This window comes from Afipia felis ATCC 53690 (genome assembly GCF_000314735.2).
Lineage (GTDB): Bacteria > Pseudomonadota > Alphaproteobacteria > Rhizobiales > Xanthobacteraceae > Afipia > Afipia felis.
Window position 1 is genome coordinate 3,559,370 of record NZ_KB375270.1, and the last position, 20,729, is coordinate 3,580,098.

Genomic DNA, 20,729 nt, shown 5'->3' on the forward strand with positions numbered 1-20,729 from the left:
GCAAATCGGTTGTGACGGGATGAACGCCGGCGAACCGGCGTCCTGTTATTCAGGCCTCGGAAGGCCGCGATCTTAGATGTGATAGGTCTTCAGCGGCGGAATGCCGTTGAAGGCCACCGACGAGTAGGTCGAGGTATATGCGCCAGTGCCTTCGATCAGCACCTTGTCGCCGATTTCGAGTGTCACCGGCAGCGGATACGGCACCTTCTCATACATCACGTCGGCCGAGTCGCAGGTCGGTCCGGCGAGCACGCACGGAGCCATCTCGGCGCCGTCGTGACGGGTGCGGATCTGGTAGCGGATCGACTCGTCCATCGTCTCGGCGAGACCGCCGAACTTGCCGATGTCGAGATAGACCCAGCGGTTCTCGTCGTCGTCGCTCTTCTTCGAGATCAGCACGACTTCCGCCTCGATCACGCCGGCGTTGCCGACCATGCCGCGGCCCGGCTCGATGATCGTTTCCGGGATCTGGTTGCCGAAGTGCTTGCGCAGCGCGCGGAAGATCGACCGGCCGTACTGCACGACCGGAGGAACGTCCTTCAGGTACTTCGTCGGGAAGCCGCCGCCCATGTTGACCATGGTGAGGCCGATCCCGCGCTCGGCGCAGTCACGGAACACCTGCGAGGCCATCGCCAGCGCACGGTCCCATGCCTTCACCTTGCGCTGCTGCGAGCCGACGTGGAACGAGATGCCCACGGGCTCGAGACCAAGGCGCTTCGCGTGGTCGAGGACGTCGACAGCCATCTCCGGGTCGCAGCCGAACTTGCGCGACAGCGGCCATTCGGCGCCGGCGCAATCGTAGAGGATGCGGCAGAACACCTTCGCGCCGGGAGCGGCACGCGAGACCTTCTCGACCTCGGCGGTGCAGTCCACCGCGAACAGGCGGATGCCGAGCTCGTAGGCACGCGCGATATCGCGCTCCTTCTTGATGGTGTTGCCGAAGGAGATGCGGTCCGCCGTCGCGCCGGCCGCCAGCGCCATCTGGATCTCGGCGACGGTCGCGGTGTCGAAGCACGAGCCGAGCGAAGCGAGCAGCGACAGCACCTCCGGCGCGGGGTTCGCCTTCACCGCGTAGAACACGCGCGAGTCGGGAAGCGCCTTCGCGAAGGTCTGGTAGTTGTCGCGCACGACATCGAGGTCGACGACGAGGCATGGCTCGGTGTCGAGACCCTTGCTGCGGCGGTCGCGCAGGAATTCCTGGATACGGTCGGTCATAGCACTCTCCCAAACGGCCCTGCGACGGACCGTCCAAAAAATTGCGTCTGAGCCGAGGACCTCAGCCATGTCGCACGATGGAGACGCGACGATGGCCGATCCTCAGATCGGACTGTGCTGCCGTGGATTGGTTGGGAAAATTCCCGACCGCACGCCTGGCAATGAAGGACAAGCCTCTTCGGTATTCGCGCTGGCTGGTGGAAAGCCAACAGAGACCAAAAAAGCCCGCTCCGTCGTTGCTTTAAGTCGCGTCCCCCGTTGAGAGCGGGGTGCGCCGGTTCGCCTCCGGCTGTCAGTCACGGTTGCAAGGAGAGAAGTCACCTTCAAAGCGGCATCCCTTGAGAGAGATGCTGGCCCCTCAGCCTGACGGCTAAACGACCCTCGGTTCTTCATCCCCTTGGCGGCTGTCCGGCCTCTTGTCCGGATACCCACCGACTGACACACGACCACAGGCACGTGCGAAATTGGGCAGGGGTGAAATATGAGTTTTGGCACTGGCACGCAAGGCCTTTTTCAGCCGTGCGATAGATTTCTCCACGATGACCGCGCGATGTTGCTGTGAAGCCGCAAAATCGTCGTCGAACATGAATGGATGTTAAAACTGCTTAACGAAAATCACACTGTCGCCGTAGTTCGCAGTGCTTCGGTCGCTCAGACGCGACGCGTGAATGGCTCGACCTGACGCGCACCGCGCACGAAGCCGACCATGATCGCTGCACCGATGGCGAACAGGATGACCTGGAGGATGTGCGCGCCGGTGTCTTCGAGCCCGAACAGGATCGCCAGCGCCCAGCCGCCCGCGAAAGCCGCACCAAACACCTCGGCGCCGATCAAGATCGCAGCGCTCAGGACGGTGATGACGCTCGGCCAGGCGATGGTCTTGGTCCCGGCTTCGGTTTTTTCGGCGCTCATGAAGGTCTCTTTCCGTTTGCGGCGGCAATGTCTGCGAAATCGGCGCTGCAATCAAGCGTTCAGGGCCTAAAAAAGACCCCGCGCGATGCTATATGTTCCGGGCAGAAATCGCTGAAAACAGGGTCCCCATGACAAAACCGTCCGCTTCGCCGTCCGCCGTTACTCAATCCCCGAGCGGCAGCGGCAACCCGCTGCTTGAGGCATGGCAGACGCCGTTCGAGACCCCGCCTTTCGAGCGAATCCTGCCGGGTCACTTCCAGCCGGCCTTCACGGCGGCCTTCGCTGAGCATGACGCCGAGATCGCCGCCATCAAGGCGAACAAGGACGAGCCGACTTTCGAGAACACTGTGGCGGCGTGGGAGCGCTCGGGGCGGCTTCTGACCCGCGTCGCGGCTGTGTTCGACGATCTGGTTGGTGCCAATTCGACGCCGGAGCTGCTCGAGATCGAGAGCGAGATCGCGCTGGAGGAGGCGCGGCACTGGAATCCGATCATGATGGACGCGCAGCTCTATGCGCGGCTGGCGAAGCTGCGTGAGAATGCCGCAGCGCTGAAGCTCACGCCGGAGCAGGCGCGGCTCCTGGACCGGACCTGGACCGATTTCCACCGCTCGGGCGCGGGCCTGAGCGAGACCGCCAAGGCCCGGATGGCGACGATCAACGAGCGGCTGGCTCATCTCGCGACCACGTTCAGCCACAATCTCCTCGGCGACGAGCAGGACTGGTTCCTCGAACTCGGCGACAACGATTTTGACGGCCTGTCCGACAGCTTCGTGGCGGCGTCGCGGGCGGCCGCGGATGAACGCGGCATGCAGGGCAAGGCGGTGGTGACGCTGTCGCGCTCCTCGGTCGAGCCGTTTTTGCAATCGTCCACCCGGCGCGATCTGCGCGAGAAGGTCTACAAGGCTTTCACCGCGCGGGGCGACAACGGCAACAGCCACGACAACAACGCCGCGATTCTGGAAATCCTGAAGCTGCGTGAGGAAGCCGCCAAGCTGCTCGGCTACGACAGCTTTGCTGCCTACAGCCTCGAGGATTCGATGGCGAAGACGCCGCAAAATGTCCGCGACCTGCTGGAGCGGGTCTGGAAGCCGGCGCGCGCGCAGGCACTCAAGGACCGCGACGCGCTGCAGGATTTGATCACGGAAGAGGGTGGCAACTTCAAATTTGCTGCCTGGGACTGGCGTTACTACGCCGAGAAGCTGCGCCAGCGTCGCGCCAATTTCGACGATGCTGCGATCAAGCCCTATCTTACGCTCGACAACATGATCGATGCCGCTTTCGACGTGGCGCACCGCCTGTTCGGTCTCACCTTCAACGAGCGCGAGGATGTGCCGGTATGGCACCCGGACGTGCGCGTCTGGGAGGTGAAGGATGCGAGCGGCCGTCACAAGGCGCTGTTCTACGGCGACTACTTCGCGCGTCCCTCGAAGCGCTCCGGCGCGTGGATGACCTCGCTGCGTGATCAGGAACGGCTCGACGGTGAAGTCTATCCGGTCATCCTCAATATCATGAATTTCTCGCGCGGCGCGGAGAACCAGCCGTGCCTGCTGTCGCCCGACGACGCGCGCACGCTGTTTCATGAATTCGGCCATGCGCTGCATGGCATGCTGTCGAACGTGATCTATCCGTCGTTGTCAGGCACCAGCGTCTTTACCGATTTCGTTGAGCTGCCCTCCCAGCTCTACGAGCACTGGCAGGAGCGACCCGAGGTGCTGCAGAAGTTCGCTCGCCACTACCAGACGAATGAGCCGCTGCCCGAAGATCTGCTTAAGCGCTTCCTTGCCGCGCGCAAATTCAACCAAGGCTTCGCCACGGTGGAATTTGTCTCCTCTGCACTGCTCGACCTCGAATTCCATACCCAGCCTGCTTCCTCGATCACCGATGTTCATGCGTTCGAGAAGAAGGAGTTAGAAAAGATCGGGATGCCTGCGGAGATTGCGATGCGCCATCGGCCGCAGCAGTTCGGGCACATCTTCTCCGGTGATCACTATGCGGCGGGCTATTACAGCTACATGTGGTCGGAGGTGATGGATGCGGACGCCTTCGGTGCTTTCGTGGAAGCGGGCGACATCTTCGATCCGAAGGTCGCCAAGCGGTTGCACGACGACATCTATTCCTCAGGCGGTTCGCGCGATCCGGAGGAAGCCTACGTCGCCTTCCGCGGCCGCAAGCCGGAGCCCAACGCGCTGCTGCGCGGGCGCGGTCTGCTTGATGAATCCGAAGCGGCGTGACTTCATGCCCGGCGATATTGCCGCCGAGCGTGTGACGTGCTTTGGATGATGGTCATTTCCGGAAAAGCTGATGTCGAGCGTCGAGTCTCTCCAATCTGAAACGTCTGCCGGCCGCGTCGGCGTGCTGCTTGTCAATCTCGGCACGCCCGATACTGCCGATGCCAAGGGCTTGCGCGTCTACCTGAAGGAATTCCTGTCCGATCCGCGCGTGATCGAGGATCAGGGGCTGTTCTGGAAGCTGGTGCTCAACGGCATCATCCTGCGCGTGCGGCCCGCCAAGAAGGCGAAGGATTATCTGAAGATCTGGAATAACGAGCAGAATGAATCTCCGCTCAAGACCATCACGCGCGCGCAATCCGACAAGCTCGATACGATGCTTGCCGGGCAGAACGTGATCGTTGATTGGGGCATGCGCTATGGCAATCCGTCGATCCAGTCCGGCTTTGATAGCTTAACGGCTAAAGGCTGCGACCGCATTCTGGTGGTACCGCTCTATCCGCAATATTCCGCCGCGACTACCGCGACGGTGTTCGACAAGGTCGCCGAGGTGCTGCTGGCTATGCGCGCGCAGCCGACCGTGCGCTTCACGCCTCCTTATTACGAGGAGCCGGCCTATATCGAGGCGCTGGCGAACTCGATCGAAGTGCAGCTCGCGACATTGTCCTTCAAGCCGGAAGTGATCGTCGCGTCGTTTCACGGCATGCCACAGAAATATGTCGACAAGGGCGACCCATATCAGGCGCAATGCGTCGCGACAGTTGAAGCGTTGCGCAAACGCCTCAACCTCGACGACAAGGGGCTGATTCTGACCTTCCAGTCGCGCTTTGGCTACGATCCGTGGCTGCAGCCCTATACTGACAAGACGATGGAGCGACTGGCGAAGGAAGGCGTCAAGCGGATTGCCGTCATCACGCCGGGCTTCTCGGCCGATTGCCTTGAGACGCTCGAGGAAATCGCGCAGGAAAATGCTGAGATTTTCCGCCATGCCGGTGGTGAGCAGTTTTCCTTCATTCCATGCCTGAACGAGAGCGACGGCGGCATGGAGATGATCCGGCAACTGGTGCAGCGCGAGTTGCAGGGCTGGATTTGATCCCTCTATCTTTGCTGCGTGTGATCGAACCGGTCACGCTGCCGCAAGGACAATGTGATAGGCTGCGTGCAATGATGGTCCCGCGCCGCCGACGGGATGTGTCATATGCCTGGCCTTGGAGGGACGATGTCCGGATTTGATATTTTCGCCATCGCGCTGCTGCTGCTCGTGGTCGTCACGCTGTTTGCGGGGGTTAAAACCGTCAATCAGGGATACGACTGGACCGTCGAGCGATTCGGAAAATACACCCGCACATTGGAGCCCGGCCTCAACATCATCGTTCCGTATTTCGACCGGATTGGCCGCAGGGTGAACATGATGGAGCAGGTGATCGACATTCCGGAGCAGGAGGTCATCACCAAGGACAACGCCACCGTGACGGTGGACGGCGTCGCGTTCTTTCAGGTGTTCGACGCCGCCAAGGCAAGCTATGAGGTCGCCAATCTCAATCAAGCCATCGTCACGCTGACCATGACCAACATCCGCTCGGTGATGGGCGCGATGGATCTCGATCAGGTGCTGTCGCATCGTGACGAGATCAACGAGCGGCTGTTGCGGGTGGTGGATGCGGCGGTCTCACCATGGGGGTTGAAGGTCAACCGCATTGAGATCAAGGACATCGTGCCCCCCGCCGATCTCGTCGAGGCGATGGGCCGTCAGATGAAGGCCGAGCGCGTCAAGCGTGCCGACATTCTGCAGGCCGAAGGTCAGCGTCAGTCGGAGATTTTGCGAGCCGAAGGTGCCAAGCAGTCGCAAATCCTGCAGGCGGAAGGCCGCAAGGAAGCCGCATTCCGCGATGCCGAGGCGCGCGAGCGCTCCGCCGAAGCCGAAGCGAAAGCGACACAGATGGTCAGCGAAGCCATCGCCAAGGGCGATGTCGCATCCCTGAATTATTTTATCGCCGACAAGTACATCAAGGCATTCGGACAGATCGCGGATTCGCCGAACCAGAAGGTCATCATGATTCCGATCGAGGCGACCGGCATTCTGGGTTCATTGGCGGGCATCGGCGAAATTGCCAAGGCAACGTTCGGCGAGAGCTCGGCATCTGCCGCAGCGCGGCGCTCCAGCGTGCCGAACGCGGGCACGACACCGCCGGCCAAGCCGTTCGGCTGAGGAACTTATCATGCTCGATACGTTGTCTGCGCTCGGAAACTGGAATTGGCTCATCCTCGGCGTCGTGCTGATGGGTATAGAGACCATCATGCCGGGTGTTTTCATGTTCTGGCTGGGTCTTGCCGCATTGATCGTCGGCATCCTGTCGTTTGGCGTGACGATTTCCTGGCAGATGCAGCTCGTCGGCTTTGCTTTGCTTGCGATTTCGATGGTGCCGCTGTGGCGTCATTTCGCCGCGCGTGCTTCCGATCGCGCGGATAATCAATTTCTCAATCGCCGCACGCAGGAATTGGTCGGTCAGTTGGTGACGCTCGATACCGCGATCGTCAACGGTGTCGGCACGGTCAAGATAGGCGACACGGTCTGGCGCGTCGAAGGACCGGCGCTCGAGGCCGGAACGCAGGTCAAAATCGAGACTGCTGATGGTGCGCGGTTGCGCGTCGGGCCGGCGTAAGCCTCAGGCGACGCCCGCACGCAGCAGGTCGTGCAGGTGCAGGATACCGACCGGCGTCTTTCCCTTGGTGACGATCAGCGCCGTGATTTTCGAGGCATTGAGGATTTCCAGCGCCTCGCCTGCGAGCAGGTCGTCGCCGATGGTCTTGGGATTGGCCGTCATCACCTCGTCGACCGTCGCGGTCATCAGGTCGGGCCGCATGTGACGCCGCAAGTCGCCGTCGGTGACGATCCCGGCGATCTCGCCACGACCATCGACGATGGCGACGCAGCCGAAACCTTTCGAGGTCATTTCAAACAGCGCCTCCGACATCGGAGTGCCGAGCGGCTTGACCGGGACTGATGCCTCCTTGTGCATCAGGTCGCGGACGAATTTCAGCATCGCACCCAATTTTCCGGAGGGATGCAGCACGCTGAAATCCGTCGCGGAGAAACCGCGGCCTTCCAGAAGCGCGATAGCTAGCGCATCGCCAAGGGCGAGTTGCATCAGCGCGGAGGTCGTCGGCGCCAGATTGTTCGGGCAGGCCTCGCGCGCTTTCGGCAGCGTCAGCACCACGTCGGCGGCGGCGCCGAGTGTGGATTCGCTTTCCGAGGTCAACGCGATCAACCGGATGCGGAAGCGGCGGGAATAGTTGATGAGGCTGCGCAGTTCGGCCGTCTCGCCGGACCACGACAGCGCGATGATCACATCATCGGGCGTGATCATGCCGAGATCGCCGTGGCTCGCTTCCGCGGCATGAACGAAGAAAGCCGGTGTGCCGGTGGAGGCCATCGTCGCCGCGATTTTCCGGCCGATATGTCCTGACTTGCCGAGGCCGGTGACGATGACGCGGCCCTTGGCATTGCGGATCAGATCGGTGGCGGCGGCGAAAGGTGCGCCAAGGCCGTTCTGTAGTGCGGCTGCAAGCGCGGCAACGCCATCCGCTTCCGCTGCCAGCGTGCGCAGCGCGGATTCGATAGCGGGAGAAAGAGAGGCCACTGACACGGGAGCTGTCTGCGGTTTGGAAGAAGCCATACGTGATGTCCGAAAGGGTGGGCGACGATCCTGCCTGCCGAGTGTTTTCTTTAGCACGCTCAATCACATCCGGCGATCCGGAACAGGGCGTCTTCAACGGCTCATTAACCATAGTTGTTTTAACTCTGTTAACGGCGTTCCGCACCGGGGCGCCGTGCCTTTTGTGCTGCAAGTATTTGCAGTTGTTGTGTTTTCGGCTCTGTCGGGAAGGTTTGGAAATGCCCTTTGGGCATGGGGCCAGGGAGTGGCGAGGTCACCGCGTGCGTGGTTCGTGCGTGGCGTGGACCTGTGCCCTGCTGGGCGCGACCTTTCTTTCCAGCCCCTGTTTAGCTCAGGCTCTGACGTCTTCGATGCTGACGCCTTCGATCGGCGGGTTCGCGCCGGCGCAGGATTCGCCGCTGCGCTCGGTCAACGCTATCGATCCGGCGACAGGTGTGCCCGCAACCTACGGCAATCCGCCGGCGTCGGGCGCGGCCGACACCGGCTATGACTCGCTGAACCGCAAGCGAAAGACGAAGCCTTATCCCGGCACGCCGAAGCCGAAATTCGTCGGTCCCGGTAATTCGCCGAATCCCCCGCTACAGGCGCCGCGTGTGGTGCCGCCAGTGTCGCCCTCGTTCGCGGGTATTGCTGAGGGCGCGCCGCCGCGCCGAAAGCTCAAGATTGACGGCGATCCGTTCGGACAGGTCGGCAATTATGTCGGCGGATTCCTCGTGAAAGAGGCAGTCGAGGTCTCGGGAGGCTACGACACTAACCCGGGCCGCTTTGCGCAGCCGCAAGGGTCGGCGTTTTACAGGATCGCGCCCGAACTGCAGGCGACATCAGACTGGACGCGCCATGCGCTCAACCTCGACCTGCGCGGTTCGTTCACGGGTTACGGCACAACATTTCCGGCAGACGCCGGCAATTCTTCCGTGCCGGTCAACATCGATCGTCCCGATGTCGACGGCAAGCTCACGGGCCGCATCGACGTCACGCGCGACACCCGCATCATATCTGCGTTGCGATTGCGGGTGGGAACTGACAACCCCACCACCCCCAACCCACAGGTGGGGCTATCGAAATATCCCGTGTATGCGAATTTCGGCGGCACGCTCGGCGTCGAGCAGGATTTCAATCGCCTGCAGCTTCAGGTCAACGGCAATGTCGACCGGACCGTCTATCAATATTCCAAGCTGACCGACGGAACCTCGGCCAGCAACGACGATCGCAATTTCAATCAGTACGGCGCGCAGGCACGACTGAGCTACGACCTGATGCCGGGCCTGAAGCCTTTCGTCGAGGTCGAGGCCGATACCCGCGTGCACGATCTGCGAATGGATCGCTACGGCTATGAGCGCGATTCCAACGGCGGTTATCTCAAAGGCGGCACGAGCTTCGAGTTCTCGCGGCTTCTCACCGGCGAATTCGCCGTCGGCTATGGTCTGCGCGAGTATCAGGATCCACGCCTGAAACGACTTGATGGATTGTTGACCAGCGCTTCGCTGGTGTGGACCGCGACCGGCCTGACGACCGTGCGGTTCGCGGCGGCCTCGTCCATCGATGAAACTACTCTGCCGGGGGTCTCCGGCTCGTTGTCGCGCGATTATAGCGTTCAGGTCGATCATGCCTTCCGCCGCTGGCTGATCGGTACGGCCAGGTTCGGATACGGCACTGCGAGCTATGATTCGCGTCAGGACAAGCGCTATTTCGCGCAAGCTGATCTGATCTACAAGCTCACGCGCACCTTCGCGATCAAGGGCAGCGTGCGCCACGATTGGCTGGTCAGCAACGATTCAGGCGCAGATTCGAACCAGACCATCGTGATGCTCGGCGTTCGCGTGCAGCGCTAGCATCTCATTCAATGGTTTTTCAGCTGGTTCCCGGTTCTATTCTGAACGAAATGCCGCTTCTCGAAACCCGGCATTAACCGCCTCTGGTAGCGGTTGACTACGTAAGGATTCCGGCAAGAGTTACGACGTACGACCATTTTTTAATGCTGGAAAGGGCAACGGACGTCATGCGCGATCGAACGGGTTCAAAGCTATGGCAAGTTTCGCCACGCGCCCTGACAATCGTATCCGTACTCGTGACGCTGGCATTCATGATGATCTGCGCCAGCGTGTTGCTCGACATGCGCGTCAGCAAGGAGGCGCTCGCCAGACAGTCTTCCGAGAACCTCGCTGCTACGATCGATGCTGACCTCAACCGCAATCTCGAGGTCTACGATCTGTCGCTGCGCAATGTCGTCAACAACATGGTGGAGCTCGATACGCAGCGCATCAGTCTGCCGATCCTGCATCTGATCCTGTTCGACCATGCGGCGACCGCACAATATTACGGCACGATTCAGGTGTTCGACGCGGCTGGCAATTTGAAACTGGACTCCAGCACGTTGCATCCTGCTCAGGAAAATCGCGCTGGCGAAGAGTATTTCAAGGTTCATCGCGACGATCCGGAGGCCGGGCTCTATATCGGTGTCCCTTCGTTTTATCGAAACGCATTCGGAGTGGTCCTAAGCCGCCGCATCACCGGTTACGATGGAAGCTTTCAGGGCGTTGTCGTCGGCTCGCTGCGCTACAGTTATTTTCATGACCTGTTCGGGAAACTGACATTCGCCTCCGAGGACAGCGTCACCATCTTCCGGCGTGATGGCGTGGTGATGATGCGCCAGCCGTTCGATACCAATGTGATCGGCAAGAATATCGGAGCCAAGGCGGGCGTCCGCCGCATCCTCGAAACGCCGAGCGGTTCGGAGAAGGTTCGCAGCGACGTCGATTCCATCGAGCGTCTGTACGTCTGGCAGAACAGTGAGCGCCCGCTGGTCGTGGTAGTCGGAAAGTCGTTGGCCAGTATTTACGGCACATGGTGGACCCAGACGCTTATTATCGGTGGGTTGATCCTGATCCTGTCGATCTTTGCCATCGGCGCGACGCTGTTTCTCAACCGTGAGATTGCGCGACGCGCGGTTGCCGAGAAGCGGCTGTCGCAGCTTGCGACCACCGACGGACTGACCGGGATCGATAATCGCCGCAAGTTCGACGAGCGGGTTCTCGATGAATGGCGGCGTGGCTGGCAGAAACTGCCGCTGTCGCTGCTGATGATCGACGCCGACCATTTCAAGGCGTTCAACGACCTCTATGGCCACCAGGCGGGCGATCAGCTGTTGACCCGGATCGCGGAGTGCATCGCCGCTGCGGCCAAACGGCCATCGGATTGCGCGGCGCGTTACGGTGGCGAGGAATTTGTGCTGCTGCTGCCGAACACGGAGCTCGCCGGTGCGCTCAAGCTCGCCGAGGGTATCCGCAAGCGCGTTGAAGACCTCTCGGCCGATAAATGGGCCACCACGGTGTCGATCGGCGTGGCCTGTCTCGTCCCCGACATGGCGGGTTCGCCGAAGGACCTGATCGCGGCGGCTGACAAGGCGCTGTATCAGGCCAAGGAGCAGGGCCGAAACCGCTGCATGGCGATAGACGACGAAATGGCGACGGTCGCCGCCTGAACGTTTTACGCGGCGGATCACATTCCCTTGTGAGCAAGCCCGCAGAAACCAGCCTATCGCGCAGCATCCGCTGCTAGACTGTAGCGATGGTTTCCGCCTTTCGATTCCTGATCATTGTCCACGGATGCATGACGCTTACGCTCGCCACGATGCCTGCGGTGAGCCATGCCGCGGAATTGACGCCGGCCGAAACATGCCTTGCGGTGAATGAGGGGCTGTCGCTCGGCGCGCCGTTGCCGCGCACCGCGAACATCATCAAAGCGCATCAGCCCTTGAGGATCGTCGCCATCGGCTCGTCCTCGACCGTCGGGTTGTGGATGGTGCGCAAGGAGAAGACCTATCCGGGCGTGATGCGCAGCGAACTGCTGCGGCTCGATCCTTCGTTGCGGATCGAGATCATCAATTCCGGGCGCAACGGCGACACGATTCCCGGCAACATCGCGCGCTTCGAGCACGACGTGTTCGCCCATCACCCCGATCTCGTGATCTGGCAGATCGGCGGCAACGATTTCACCTGGGGCGAGAAAGGCGAAAGCCTCGAGCACAAGATCGAGTCGGGCGTCGCCATGCTGCGCGCGCACGGCGCCGACGTCATCCTGATGGACCAGCAATACACGCCGGTCATTCTCGCGACGCACTACGCCAAGATGCAGGCGGCGATCGCCGCCGTCGCGCGCGAGCATCAGGTCGCGTATCTGCCGCGCTTCGACATGCTGCACAAGACGGTGCAGGCGGGTGTCTCCATCGTCAGCCTGTCTGCGTTCGACGGTCTGCACATGTCGGGCGATGCCTATGACTGCACCGGACGGGTGCTCGCGCGCGCCATCATGGCCGCTGTGAAGTAATCATTTTCCGCGCCGCGCGCGCATGAATGTATTTGTCAACGCGCGCAGGGTGGGACAACATCGTGCGGCGAGAGATCGCATCATGAGCGGCGCGGCAGGCCTGCGCTGCTCGCATCAGTCCCCGGAGGCTTCAGTGGTACGTCATTCCCGCATCGCCCTTCATCTCATTGCGACAACGCTTATTGCCTCGGCATGGATGACCGCGCCCGCGCGCGCCGAAGTCTCCGAGGTCGCCATCTCGAAGGGGTACGGCATTCTCTATCTGCCGTTGATCGTGATGGAAGACCAGAAGCTGCTGGAGAAGCAGGCGGAGAAAGCCGGCCTCGGCAAGGTCACGGTGAAGTGGCGTGTACTCGACGGCGGCAACGTCATCAACGACGCGATGATGGCAGGCTCGCTCGATTTCGCGGGCTCCGGCGCGCCGGCCTTCGTGGCGCTGTGGTCGAAGGCGCGCGGCATTCCGCGCAGCGAGGTGATCGGCATCAGCGCCCTGAGCGCGACCTCGCTCTATCTCAACACCAACAACCCGCAGATCAAGAACCTGGCCGACTTCAAGAGCGGCGACAAGATCGCGCTGCCGGGCATCAAGACCTCGCTGTCGGCGGTGGTGCTGCAGATGATGGCGGCGAAACAATTCGGCGACGCGAATTACGCCAAGCTCGATCCGCTCACCGTCGGCCTGCCGCATCCAGAGGGGCTGATCGCGCTGACCTCCGGCCGCTCGGAGGTGAGCGCGCATTTCACATCGCCGCCGTTCTCCTATCTCGAACTCAAGGACCCGAAGGTGCACAAGGTCGCGAGCTCGGTGGATTACATCGGCAACATTACCCTTGATGTCGTGTATGCGTCGAAGAAGTTCGTCGACGCCAACCCGAAGATCACCGAGGCGATGCTGGCGGCGCTCGACGAGGCAGACGCCTTCATCCACGACCACCGCGAGGAAGCGGCGGATATCTTTGTCCGCTCCTCCAAGACCAAGGTGTCCAAGGAGGATGTGATGACCATCCTCGGCGATCCGGACACGCGGTTCACGACCACGCCGGACAAGGTCAAGAACTTCGCCGATTTCATGAAGGCCGTCGGCACCATCAAGACCGGGCCGGAGAAATGGTCCGACATGTTCATCCCGCAGCTTGGCAGCCGCAACGGCAGCTGAAGGACTGATTGGACGATTCCTGCTTCGCACCAGCAGCGGAACCCCGATCCGGCGAGATCCGTTATCCGAAGGACGTTTCACTACGGAGCGGCCTTTCAGCCGCGCGTTGCCCAAGGAGATCGAGATGAAAAAGTTCATTCTCGCCGCTTCTGTGCTGGTGCTCACGACCTCATTCGCGTCCGCACAGGAGATGCGCCTGCGTCACGATGCCGATGACATGAGCCGTGGCGCCGTCAAAATGCGGCCCGATGCGGAAACGCGCCGTGCCATGGACAGCTACAACAAGATGCACAGCACCGATAAGACGACGACCACTGACATGAAGAAGAAGCCTCGCACGGGGTATGACGTGAAGTGAGAATCGTCCCGGATGAAAACGGCGGTTGAGTCGGCCCTTCAATTCCGGTTCGATTGTCAAACAGCGGCACGCTTGAGGCTTGCCTCATTCGTGCAAATTAAAAGGTGGCGCCTGCGCCATTCGCGCCAAAAGTAACCCACGCGCAATTCTCCCACCGCGCCGCCGCGCGTGAGTTTCACAAAATCCCTCGCACCTCAAATTAGAAGGCGAGGGGAGATGGAGCGCCGCAAGGCGCAACATCGTTGTCGCCGCGCTCCGCATGGCCTTGCGAGGGCCATGTTGCCGAAGCGCGCACCGCCTTGCGGCGCTCCATCGACGTTGCGGGCCAGTGCAGAAACTTCGCCCGCAACGCGCGGACATGCACAGGGCGGCGAACCGCCCAATGCCATCCGCTGCGGCGTTCTCCTTAAGGCCGAGGATCCGCGCAGGCTTGGAACGGGATGCGGACATGGCGGCAAAGCCAAGGCCGGCGCATCGTCGGCGCTTTCGCGCCGCGTCCTCCGTTCCGCCCCACGCCGCAAGCGGCATCTCCCCGTAGTGGGAGCGGGCGGGTCAACCTCAGCCTCCCGGGTGGCCGTGTGCGTCACGAGCCGCGCGGGCGCCGCGCTTCACTCCGCTCTCAAGAACGCCTCCGGACAGCGCCCCTCACGAATGAAGCGATAGGAATATATACCTTGATCTAGGTAACGTCAATATGTAAACAAAAAAAAGTCCGGCGCGTATGCCGGACTTTAAGGTTCCGTTAACTACGAAGATTCACTTTTCGTAAACCGGTGTAGCACTGTTGGTCGACTTAACGAGATCGATCCCATGCTGACAGTCGGCTTTGTTCCAGTAGCCCTCGCCAGAGTCGGCGATCTTCTTTTGATTGGCTGCGTACAAAGTCCAACGCCATTGGTTTGCGTGATCACGATAGAGGAAGAAAAACATGAATGCCTCCGTGGGCACTAAGAGTTATGAGAGGTACCTTTTCGAGTACCGATTTGAGAATGCGGAGTGGGCTCTAGAAATTGTCGCAAGCAGCCCCGATGAGGCCAAAGAGCGCCTGAAGGCGATCAGTTGGGCCAAATACAAGGGTGAGATATTTGCGAAAATAACGGTGCCCACAAATCCCGTTGCAGGGATCATCGACCGCATAAGGAAAAGCTGGAATTTATGATGAGTTACACATGGTCAACCTCCACTTTGGATAGTTCAAAGTGGGCCTTGACCAGAGCTGCTACCGGGATTCTAATCCGGCTTGCACCGCCGCCCTGACTGCATTGGCCCGTCTGATGCAGTTTTGGTTCGGTCAGAGGGCCATCGGGATCCAACCCCGGTGGCCTTTACCGTTCCAACGCCATTTGATGACGACTCTGTACCTCCGTCAAGGATTAGTACTCAATACTGAATCAAACACTAAATATGGTGGAAAACGAGGAAAACCAATTAGTTGGCAACTGAGTGGCTAAACTAAGTATCGGTGATTCCTTCACGAATCCAAAGCGCCGCAAATAGTGCAAGTGTAAAAAGATTCCGTACTCAACAATTTTGAGGAGCGGAAAACTTTGGAAGCGACATGCTAACTTCTAAAAAATTATTTGTTCAAACTCTCGATGTCGCCCGCGCGTTCTAGCGCAATCGCCATATTTTCGAATAGTCGTCGCACTGCTTTTTCGGAAAGGTCGGCTGTTTGTCCGTTGAATAAAGTAATATGTGTTATTGCCACGGTTACTCCGCCTCCGTTGTCGAGGAGCTTTTTAAGCCAAGCATTGATGCGGAGACTAGTTTGCTGCGTTGGGCCGGGATTTCGATAATTCCCGAAACGGCGACGCAGATTGTCGCTCTCTCCGATGTAGTTGGCTTGCCGTCCGTTAGGATAACAGGCGGAGAATTTATAAAGCCCGGCCGTTGCTTCAACAGGGGGAAGCCTCACGCGGCGATTATCGTCCAACGATAATCGTCCTATGGGCGACCAGCGCAAACTGAGTAAGCATTTTAATTCACGTTCGCTATTCCGGTTAGTCGAAGGAGAGACTTTGATCCTGGGGTCGTTTACTTCAAGCGATTTACTGGAAATTGGCGAGCCGTGACCGATGCAAAGATTGCATGTGCGGATGTCATCCCGTTTCGTTTGATGGGCTGCCGCACTGGCTGCTTTAAAATTTTGGAAAGGGCCATGCCAGTTTCCGGAAATGGTTTTTCCTCCGCCGTGAATTCCTCGACCTGCCCCGCAGAAACTACAATCGGCCTTGTGTATCCGAGCTTTCTTGTGAGCTGTGTTCTCGTAGACCCAATAAGTCATGTGCTTACCCTCGAATGATCACGAGTGTAAAAGTACTTATTGGAAATACTAGTTCAGGTGGCGCGGATTTCACCTAACCCGTTTCGTCCATGTGCTGATAGCGTCATGGCCGAGGTTGACCCGGCCATCCAGTCTTAAGGTAATAGATGAAGCCATGGATCACCGGGACAAAACCCGGAGATAACGATCGATGATGTGGGTGGCTTGTTAGCCCTCACACATACTTCTTCATCTCGCTGAGCAAATCGCCGCGCAGTTCCTCGCGGTCCATGGCGTAGGCGATGTTGGCGGCGAGGAAGCCTGACTTCGAGCCGCAGTCGTAGCTCTTGCCCTTGAACTTGAATCCATAAAATGGCTGCTTGCCCGCGAGCGCGAGCATCGCGTCGGTCAACTGGATTTCGCCGCCCGCGCCGCGTTCCTGCGTCTCCAGGATGTTGAAGATCTCCGGCTGCAGGATGTAGCGGCCTGTGATCGAGAGGTTTGAGGGCGCAACCTCCTTCTTCGGCTTCTCGACCATGCCGTTCAGTTCAAACAGGTCGCCCTTGCTCTTGCCGACGCCGACCACGCCGTACATGTGGACGTGCTCCATCGGCACTTCCTCCACCGCGATGATGTTGGCCTTGTCCGCGCCCGCCGCGTTGGCGGCGTCGATCATCTGCTTCAGGCCGCTCGGCTTGTTTTTCACCAGCACGTCCGGCAGCAAAACTGCGAACGGCTCGTTGCCGACGATGTCGCGCGCGCACCAGACCGCATGGCCGAGGCCGAGCGGCGCCTGCTGGCGCGTGAACGAGGTGGTGCCCGCTTCCGGCTGGTCGCGCTCGAGGATCGCGAGCTCTTTCTTCTTCTCGCGGCTCTCCAGCGTGTCTTCCAGCTCGTAGGGGCGGTCGAAGTGGTCCTCGATCACGCCCTTGTTGCGGCCCGTGACGAACACAAGGTGTTCGATGCCGGCTTCCAGCGCTTCGTCCACCACATGCTGAATCAGCGGGCGGTCCACCACGGTCAGCATCTCCTTCGGCATCGCCTTGGTGGCGGGAAGAAAACGGGTTCCAAGACCGGCGACGGGAAATACGGCTTTGCGGATTTTCATGGGACTCTTTTGGTTCGACACGATGAAAAGGCGGCAGGCGCGAGGGCTCGCGCCGGGAACAGTCAATCCGCCTCAGTATCCTGTTTGCAGCCGATAACAAAGGCAGCAAATGGGCAAGTGCTTAAGAGGTTTGCTTAAAAGCCGCGGACGGCGATTCGCGACGAGATGTTTTGGGCTTTCGCATGCGGGTTATTGGCGCATGCGGGCCTCAATCATGCTGAAAAGGGCCCTATGTTAAGGGTGTGGAAACCGTATCCGGGCCTGATAGCCTGACGAGACGGGAAGGACTTTCATGGCAGTGTCGGTGACAATAAAGCGCGGTTTGGCGGGTGGTCTTGCTTTGGGTGCACTGTCGCTGCCTTTGTCGGCCTGCATGACCGAGCAGGCCCTGTCGCCGCGCACTGAGCTCACCGGCTCGATCCCGCAATCCGCGCCACCCGTGCGCCGCGCATCCTCAAAGGAATGGAGCGGGCAGGACGGCGCTTCCGGCTCGCCGGAGATGACCGCGTCCGCAATCCGCAGCGCTGCTGCGAATTTCAAATCCTGCGTCGCGTCGATGGGACCGGAGGCTGCGCGCCGTGGCGTCACGCAGGCGAACTTCCAGCGCTTCACCGCGAACCTCGAGCCCGATCTCAAGATCATGGACTTCATGGATTCGCAGCCCGAATTCACCAAGTCGGTATGGGACTATCTCGATGTGCTGGTGACGGATGCGCGCATCGCACGCGGCCGCGAGATTCTCGCGCAGTACAAGGCGCAGTTCGATGCGGTCGAGCGTGCTTACGGCGTCGACCGCTACATCATTGCTTCGATCTGGGGCGTGGAGTCGAACTACTCGACGCAGGGCGGCGACCGCAGCGTGCTCAATTCCACCGCGACGCTCGCCTGTATCGGCCGCCGCCAGAACTATTTCCGCGGCGAGTTTCTCGCCGCGCTGGAAATTCTCAATCGCGGGGATCTGACGCCGGACGAGATGGTCGGCTCATGGGCCGGCGCGTTCGGCCCGACCCAGTTCATGCCGACGGTCTACAAGCGCTTCGCGGTCGATTTCGATGGCGACGGGCGGCGCGATGCCGTGAGAAACGTCGCCGACCTGATTGCCTCCACCGCCAACAAGCTCAAGACCGACGGCTGGCAGCCGGGGCAGGGCTGGGGCTACGAGGTCGCGGTGCCGCAGGGCTTTGACTACATGATGGCCGACCGCTCCAAGTCTCTCACGGTTGCACAGTGGGAGCGGCTCGGCATGCGCCGCGCGAACGGTCAGGCGTTTCCGCGTCCGGGCGACCACGCCTTCCTGCTGATGCCCGCGGGCGCGCAGGGGCCCGGCTTCCTGATGCTGCAGAATTTCCGCGCCATCCTGCGCTACAATCCGGCTGAATCCTACGCGCTCGCCATCGGCCATTTCGCCGACCGGCTGCGCGGCGGCGGGCCGTTCGTGCAGTCCTGGCCGCGCTCCGAGCGGGTGCTCAGCCGTGCCGAACGGCTGGAGCTGCAGCAATTGCTGGCGCGGCGGGGCTTCTATCAGGGCGAACCGGATGGCCAGCTCGGGAGCGCGACCCGGCAGGCGCTGCGCTCGTACCAGGCCTCGATCGGCACCCCGGCGGACGGCTTTGCCTCCTCGGATGCGCTCAGTCGGCTGCGGGTGAACTGAGGCGAATAACGCTTCAATCGCCCCTTTTCGGGCCGGATTCAGCTAGTATAAAGGCGTTCCCATCGGAACCCGGCTGAACACGCGATGCGACATTGGTGGCGATACATCCGGCGCGAAAGCGCGGTGCTTGCGGCTTTTGCGGTCGCGGGCCTGCTGGTGTTCGCCATGGCCGCGCCGGCCTCCGCGCAATTGTTCGATTTCGGCTTCGGCAATCGCAGGCCGGTGCCGCCGCGCGGCGTTCCCCAAGGCGGGGGCGGCGGGTTTTTTCCATCCTTTCGTGATGGTGGCGGCGGCTTTTTCGGCGATCGCGCGCCCCCGCAGCAGCAACCGCAACAGCCGCGCGTCGACTATTCCCACCCGCCTGCGCCGGAGAAGCGCGAGACCGCGGCCGAGCAGAACGTGCTGGTGATCGGCGATGCGATGGCGGACTGGCTCGCCTATGGCCTCGAGGACGCGCTGTCCGAGACGCCGGAGCTTGGCGTCGTCCGCAAGGCCAAGACCGTTTCCGGCCTGATCCGGTATCAGCCCAAGGGCGAGCCGTCGGACTGGGCGGCGGCCGCGAAGGAAATTCTCGCCAGCGAGCACCCGGACGTGATCGTGGTGATGCTCGGCCTGCACGACCGCATCCCGATTCACGAGAAGGTCGAGAAGACCGACAAGAAAACGGGAAAGAAGGGCGCGAAGGAGAAGGACGGCAAGGCGGATTCGAACAAGGCCGACGCGAATAAGCCTGACGACGGCGCGGCCGCACAGCCAGAGGCCGCCAATTCCGAAGACGAGGAAGACGCCGCGCCCCCGGAGAAGACCGCGCCTGCCGCCAACGGCATCGCCAACTTCCGCGATCCGCGCTGGGTCGAGCTCTACAATCGCAAGATCGAGGAACTGATCGGCATCCTGAAGGCCAAGGGCGCGCCGGTGCTGTGGGTTGGCCTGCCGGCCGTGCGCGGCACCAAATCGACCTCCGACATGCTGTTCCTCGATGCGCTGTATCGCGACGCCGCCGGCAAGGCGGGCATCACCTATGTCGATGTCTGGGATGGCTTCGTCGATGACGGCGGCCGCTACATCCAGCAGGGCCCGGACTTCGAGGGCCAGATCCGCCGCCTGCGCTCTTATGACGGCGTGTTCTTCACCAAGGCGGGTGCGCGCAAGCTCGCCCATTACACCGAGCGCGAAATCCGCCGTGTGCTGGCCGCGCGTTCCGCGCCATTGTCGCTGCCGAACGAAGCGCCGGACAACAGTGTCAGCATCAAGCCGGGCGATGCCGGGCCGCGCCCGATAATGGGACCGGTGGTGCCGCTGGTGGCGTCATCCGTCGGTACCGATCAACTGCTCGGCGGCGCAGGCTCGCGGCCCGCGGCGGTCGATGCGCTGGCGGCGCGCGCGCTGATGAAGGGCGAGGCCCTGAACGCTCCCGCGGGGCGTGCCGACGATTTCATCTGGCCGCGCCGCGAGATCGGCAAGCTTGAAGCGCCTCCGACGCCCGCGGGCAAGGACAGTGTCGCCGTTCTCAGTGGTGAGAAACCGGCGGCGCCGAAACCGAAGAAGCGCGCGCCGCAGGCGGCTTCGAACAATCCGTTCGACTGGGGCCGGGCGCAACAACGTCCGCGCACCATCGCGCCATCGGCCGCGAGCTCTGGATTCTTTTTCTTCCGCTGATTTCTTCGCAAAAAATATCGCTCCGCGACGGAACTTGCGCGTGCGTCTGTGATGTGCCTGCGCGATCAATCCCATTTCAACTTGTGCCTTGTTTCCGGCACGCTTTTCACATTTTCGCCGCGTGACAAGGAACATCGCTTTCGGAACGGCCCTCGGCTTTGACCGTTAACATGCGT

At 61.1% G+C, this 20,729-nt stretch carries 19 protein-coding genes; 12 read left to right on the forward strand and 7 right to left on the reverse strand.

Features of this window, described 5'->3' with window-relative positions; all coding sequences use genetic code 11:
• Positions 1-72 precede the first annotated feature (72 nt).
• The 3 genes from HMPREF9697_RS17025 to HMPREF9697_RS17030 form a co-directional block, all read right to left on the reverse strand.
• Positions 73-1,215, reverse strand: a complete 1,143-nt coding sequence (locus tag HMPREF9697_RS17025; protein WP_002718481.1) for a type III PLP-dependent enzyme — start codon at positions 1,213-1,215, stop codon at positions 73-75.
• A 370-nt stretch (positions 1,216-1,585) separates the two neighbouring features.
• Positions 1,586-1,801, reverse strand: a complete 216-nt coding sequence (locus tag HMPREF9697_RS21055; RefSeq protein ID WP_147293867.1) for a hypothetical protein — start codon at positions 1,799-1,801, stop codon at positions 1,586-1,588.
• A gap of 65 nt (positions 1,802-1,866) precedes the next feature.
• The gene (locus HMPREF9697_RS17030) at positions 1,867-2,127 is read right to left on the reverse strand and encodes a hypothetical protein (protein ID WP_002718483.1); all 261 of its coding nucleotides are present in this window, start codon (positions 2,125-2,127) and stop codon (positions 1,867-1,869) included.
• Between the two features lie 128 nt (positions 2,128-2,255).
• Between HMPREF9697_RS17030 and HMPREF9697_RS17035 the strand changes: the two genes are divergently transcribed.
• From HMPREF9697_RS17035 to HMPREF9697_RS17050, 4 genes are all read left to right on the forward strand, one after another.
• Positions 2,256-4,358, forward strand: coding sequence for a M3 family metallopeptidase (locus HMPREF9697_RS17035; RefSeq protein WP_002718484.1), 2,103 nt, complete (start codon positions 2,256-2,258; stop codon positions 4,356-4,358).
• 70 nt (positions 4,359-4,428) lie between these two features.
• Positions 4,429-5,448, forward strand: a complete 1,020-nt coding sequence (gene hemH / locus HMPREF9697_RS17040; protein WP_002718485.1) for a ferrochelatase — start codon at positions 4,429-4,431, stop codon at positions 5,446-5,448.
• 126 nt (positions 5,449-5,574) lie between these two features.
• Positions 5,575-6,564, forward strand: coding sequence for an SPFH domain-containing protein (locus HMPREF9697_RS17045; RefSeq protein ID WP_002718486.1), 990 nt, complete (start codon positions 5,575-5,577; stop codon positions 6,562-6,564).
• Positions 6,565-6,574: 10 nt separating this feature from the next.
• Positions 6,575-7,018: an NfeD family protein gene (locus tag HMPREF9697_RS17050; RefSeq protein WP_002718487.1), complete on the forward strand. Its 444-nt coding sequence runs from the start codon at positions 6,575-6,577 to the stop codon at positions 7,016-7,018.
• Between the two features lie 3 nt (positions 7,019-7,021).
• Here the strand turns inward: HMPREF9697_RS17050 and HMPREF9697_RS17055 are convergent, their stop codons facing one another.
• Positions 7,022-8,032, reverse strand: coding sequence for a KpsF/GutQ family sugar-phosphate isomerase (locus HMPREF9697_RS17055; RefSeq protein WP_002718488.1), 1,011 nt, complete (start codon positions 8,030-8,032; stop codon positions 7,022-7,024).
• Between the two features lie 218 nt (positions 8,033-8,250).
• Between HMPREF9697_RS17055 and HMPREF9697_RS17060 the strand changes: the two genes are divergently transcribed.
• The 5 genes from HMPREF9697_RS17060 to HMPREF9697_RS17080 all read left to right on the forward strand — a co-directional run bounded on the left by HMPREF9697_RS17060 (position 8,251) and on the right by HMPREF9697_RS17080 (position 13,872).
• Positions 8,251-9,864 (forward strand): outer membrane beta-barrel protein, encoded by a 1,614-nt coding sequence (locus HMPREF9697_RS17060; protein ID WP_040307996.1) that lies wholly within the window; start codon positions 8,251-8,253, stop codon positions 9,862-9,864.
• Positions 9,865-10,031: 167 nt separating this feature from the next.
• A complete protein-coding gene (locus HMPREF9697_RS17065; RefSeq protein ID WP_002718490.1) occupies positions 10,032-11,513 on the forward strand; it encodes a sensor domain-containing diguanylate cyclase in 1,482 nt (493 codons plus the stop codon).
• Positions 11,514-11,641: 128 nt separating this feature from the next.
• Complete coding sequence (locus HMPREF9697_RS17070) at positions 11,642-12,358, forward strand: SGNH/GDSL hydrolase family protein (protein ID WP_244597810.1); 717 nt, start codon at positions 11,642-11,644, stop codon at positions 12,356-12,358.
• A 196-nt stretch (positions 12,359-12,554) separates the two neighbouring features.
• Entirely contained in the window at positions 12,555-13,514 is a 960-nt protein-coding gene (locus HMPREF9697_RS17075; protein WP_051053994.1) for an ABC transporter substrate-binding protein, read from the forward strand.
• 124 nt (positions 13,515-13,638) lie between these two features.
• Positions 13,639-13,872: a hypothetical protein gene (locus tag HMPREF9697_RS17080; protein ID WP_002718493.1), complete on the forward strand. Its 234-nt coding sequence runs from the start codon at positions 13,639-13,641 to the stop codon at positions 13,870-13,872.
• 756 nt (positions 13,873-14,628) lie between these two features.
• On the opposite strand, the gene HMPREF9697_RS20595 is transcribed toward HMPREF9697_RS17080, so the two are convergent.
• On the reverse strand, positions 14,629-14,802 hold the full coding sequence (locus HMPREF9697_RS20595; RefSeq protein ID WP_081602561.1) for a YegP family protein: 174 nt from the start codon (positions 14,800-14,802) through the stop codon (positions 14,629-14,631).
• On the opposite strand from HMPREF9697_RS20595, the gene HMPREF9697_RS17085 reads away from it, so the two are divergent.
• Complete coding sequence (locus tag HMPREF9697_RS17085) at positions 14,801-15,031, forward strand: hypothetical protein (protein ID WP_002718494.1); 231 nt, start codon at positions 14,801-14,803, stop codon at positions 15,029-15,031. The genes HMPREF9697_RS20595 and HMPREF9697_RS17085 overlap by 2 nt on opposite strands.
• A gap of 417 nt (positions 15,032-15,448) precedes the next feature.
• Here HMPREF9697_RS17085 and HMPREF9697_RS21060 read toward each other — a convergent pair whose 3' ends face one another.
• Positions 15,449-16,156: a GIY-YIG nuclease family protein gene (locus tag HMPREF9697_RS21060; protein ID WP_002718495.1), complete on the reverse strand. Its 708-nt coding sequence runs from the start codon at positions 16,154-16,156 to the stop codon at positions 15,449-15,451.
• Positions 16,157-16,370: 214 nt separating this feature from the next.
• On the reverse strand, positions 16,371-17,243 hold the full coding sequence (gene galU / locus HMPREF9697_RS17090) for a UTP--glucose-1-phosphate uridylyltransferase GalU (RefSeq protein WP_040307998.1): 873 nt from the start codon (positions 17,241-17,243) through the stop codon (positions 16,371-16,373).
• A gap of 292 nt (positions 17,244-17,535) precedes the next feature.
• On the opposite strand from galU, the gene HMPREF9697_RS17095 reads away from it, so the two are divergent.
• Complete coding sequence (locus tag HMPREF9697_RS17095; RefSeq protein ID WP_002718497.1) at positions 17,536-18,894, forward strand: lytic murein transglycosylase; 1,359 nt, start codon at positions 17,536-17,538, stop codon at positions 18,892-18,894.
• A gap of 84 nt (positions 18,895-18,978) precedes the next feature.
• A complete protein-coding gene (locus HMPREF9697_RS17100) occupies positions 18,979-20,553 on the forward strand; it encodes an SGNH/GDSL hydrolase family protein (protein WP_002718498.1) in 1,575 nt (524 codons plus the stop codon).
• The last annotated feature ends 176 nt before the right edge of the window (positions 20,554-20,729 follow it).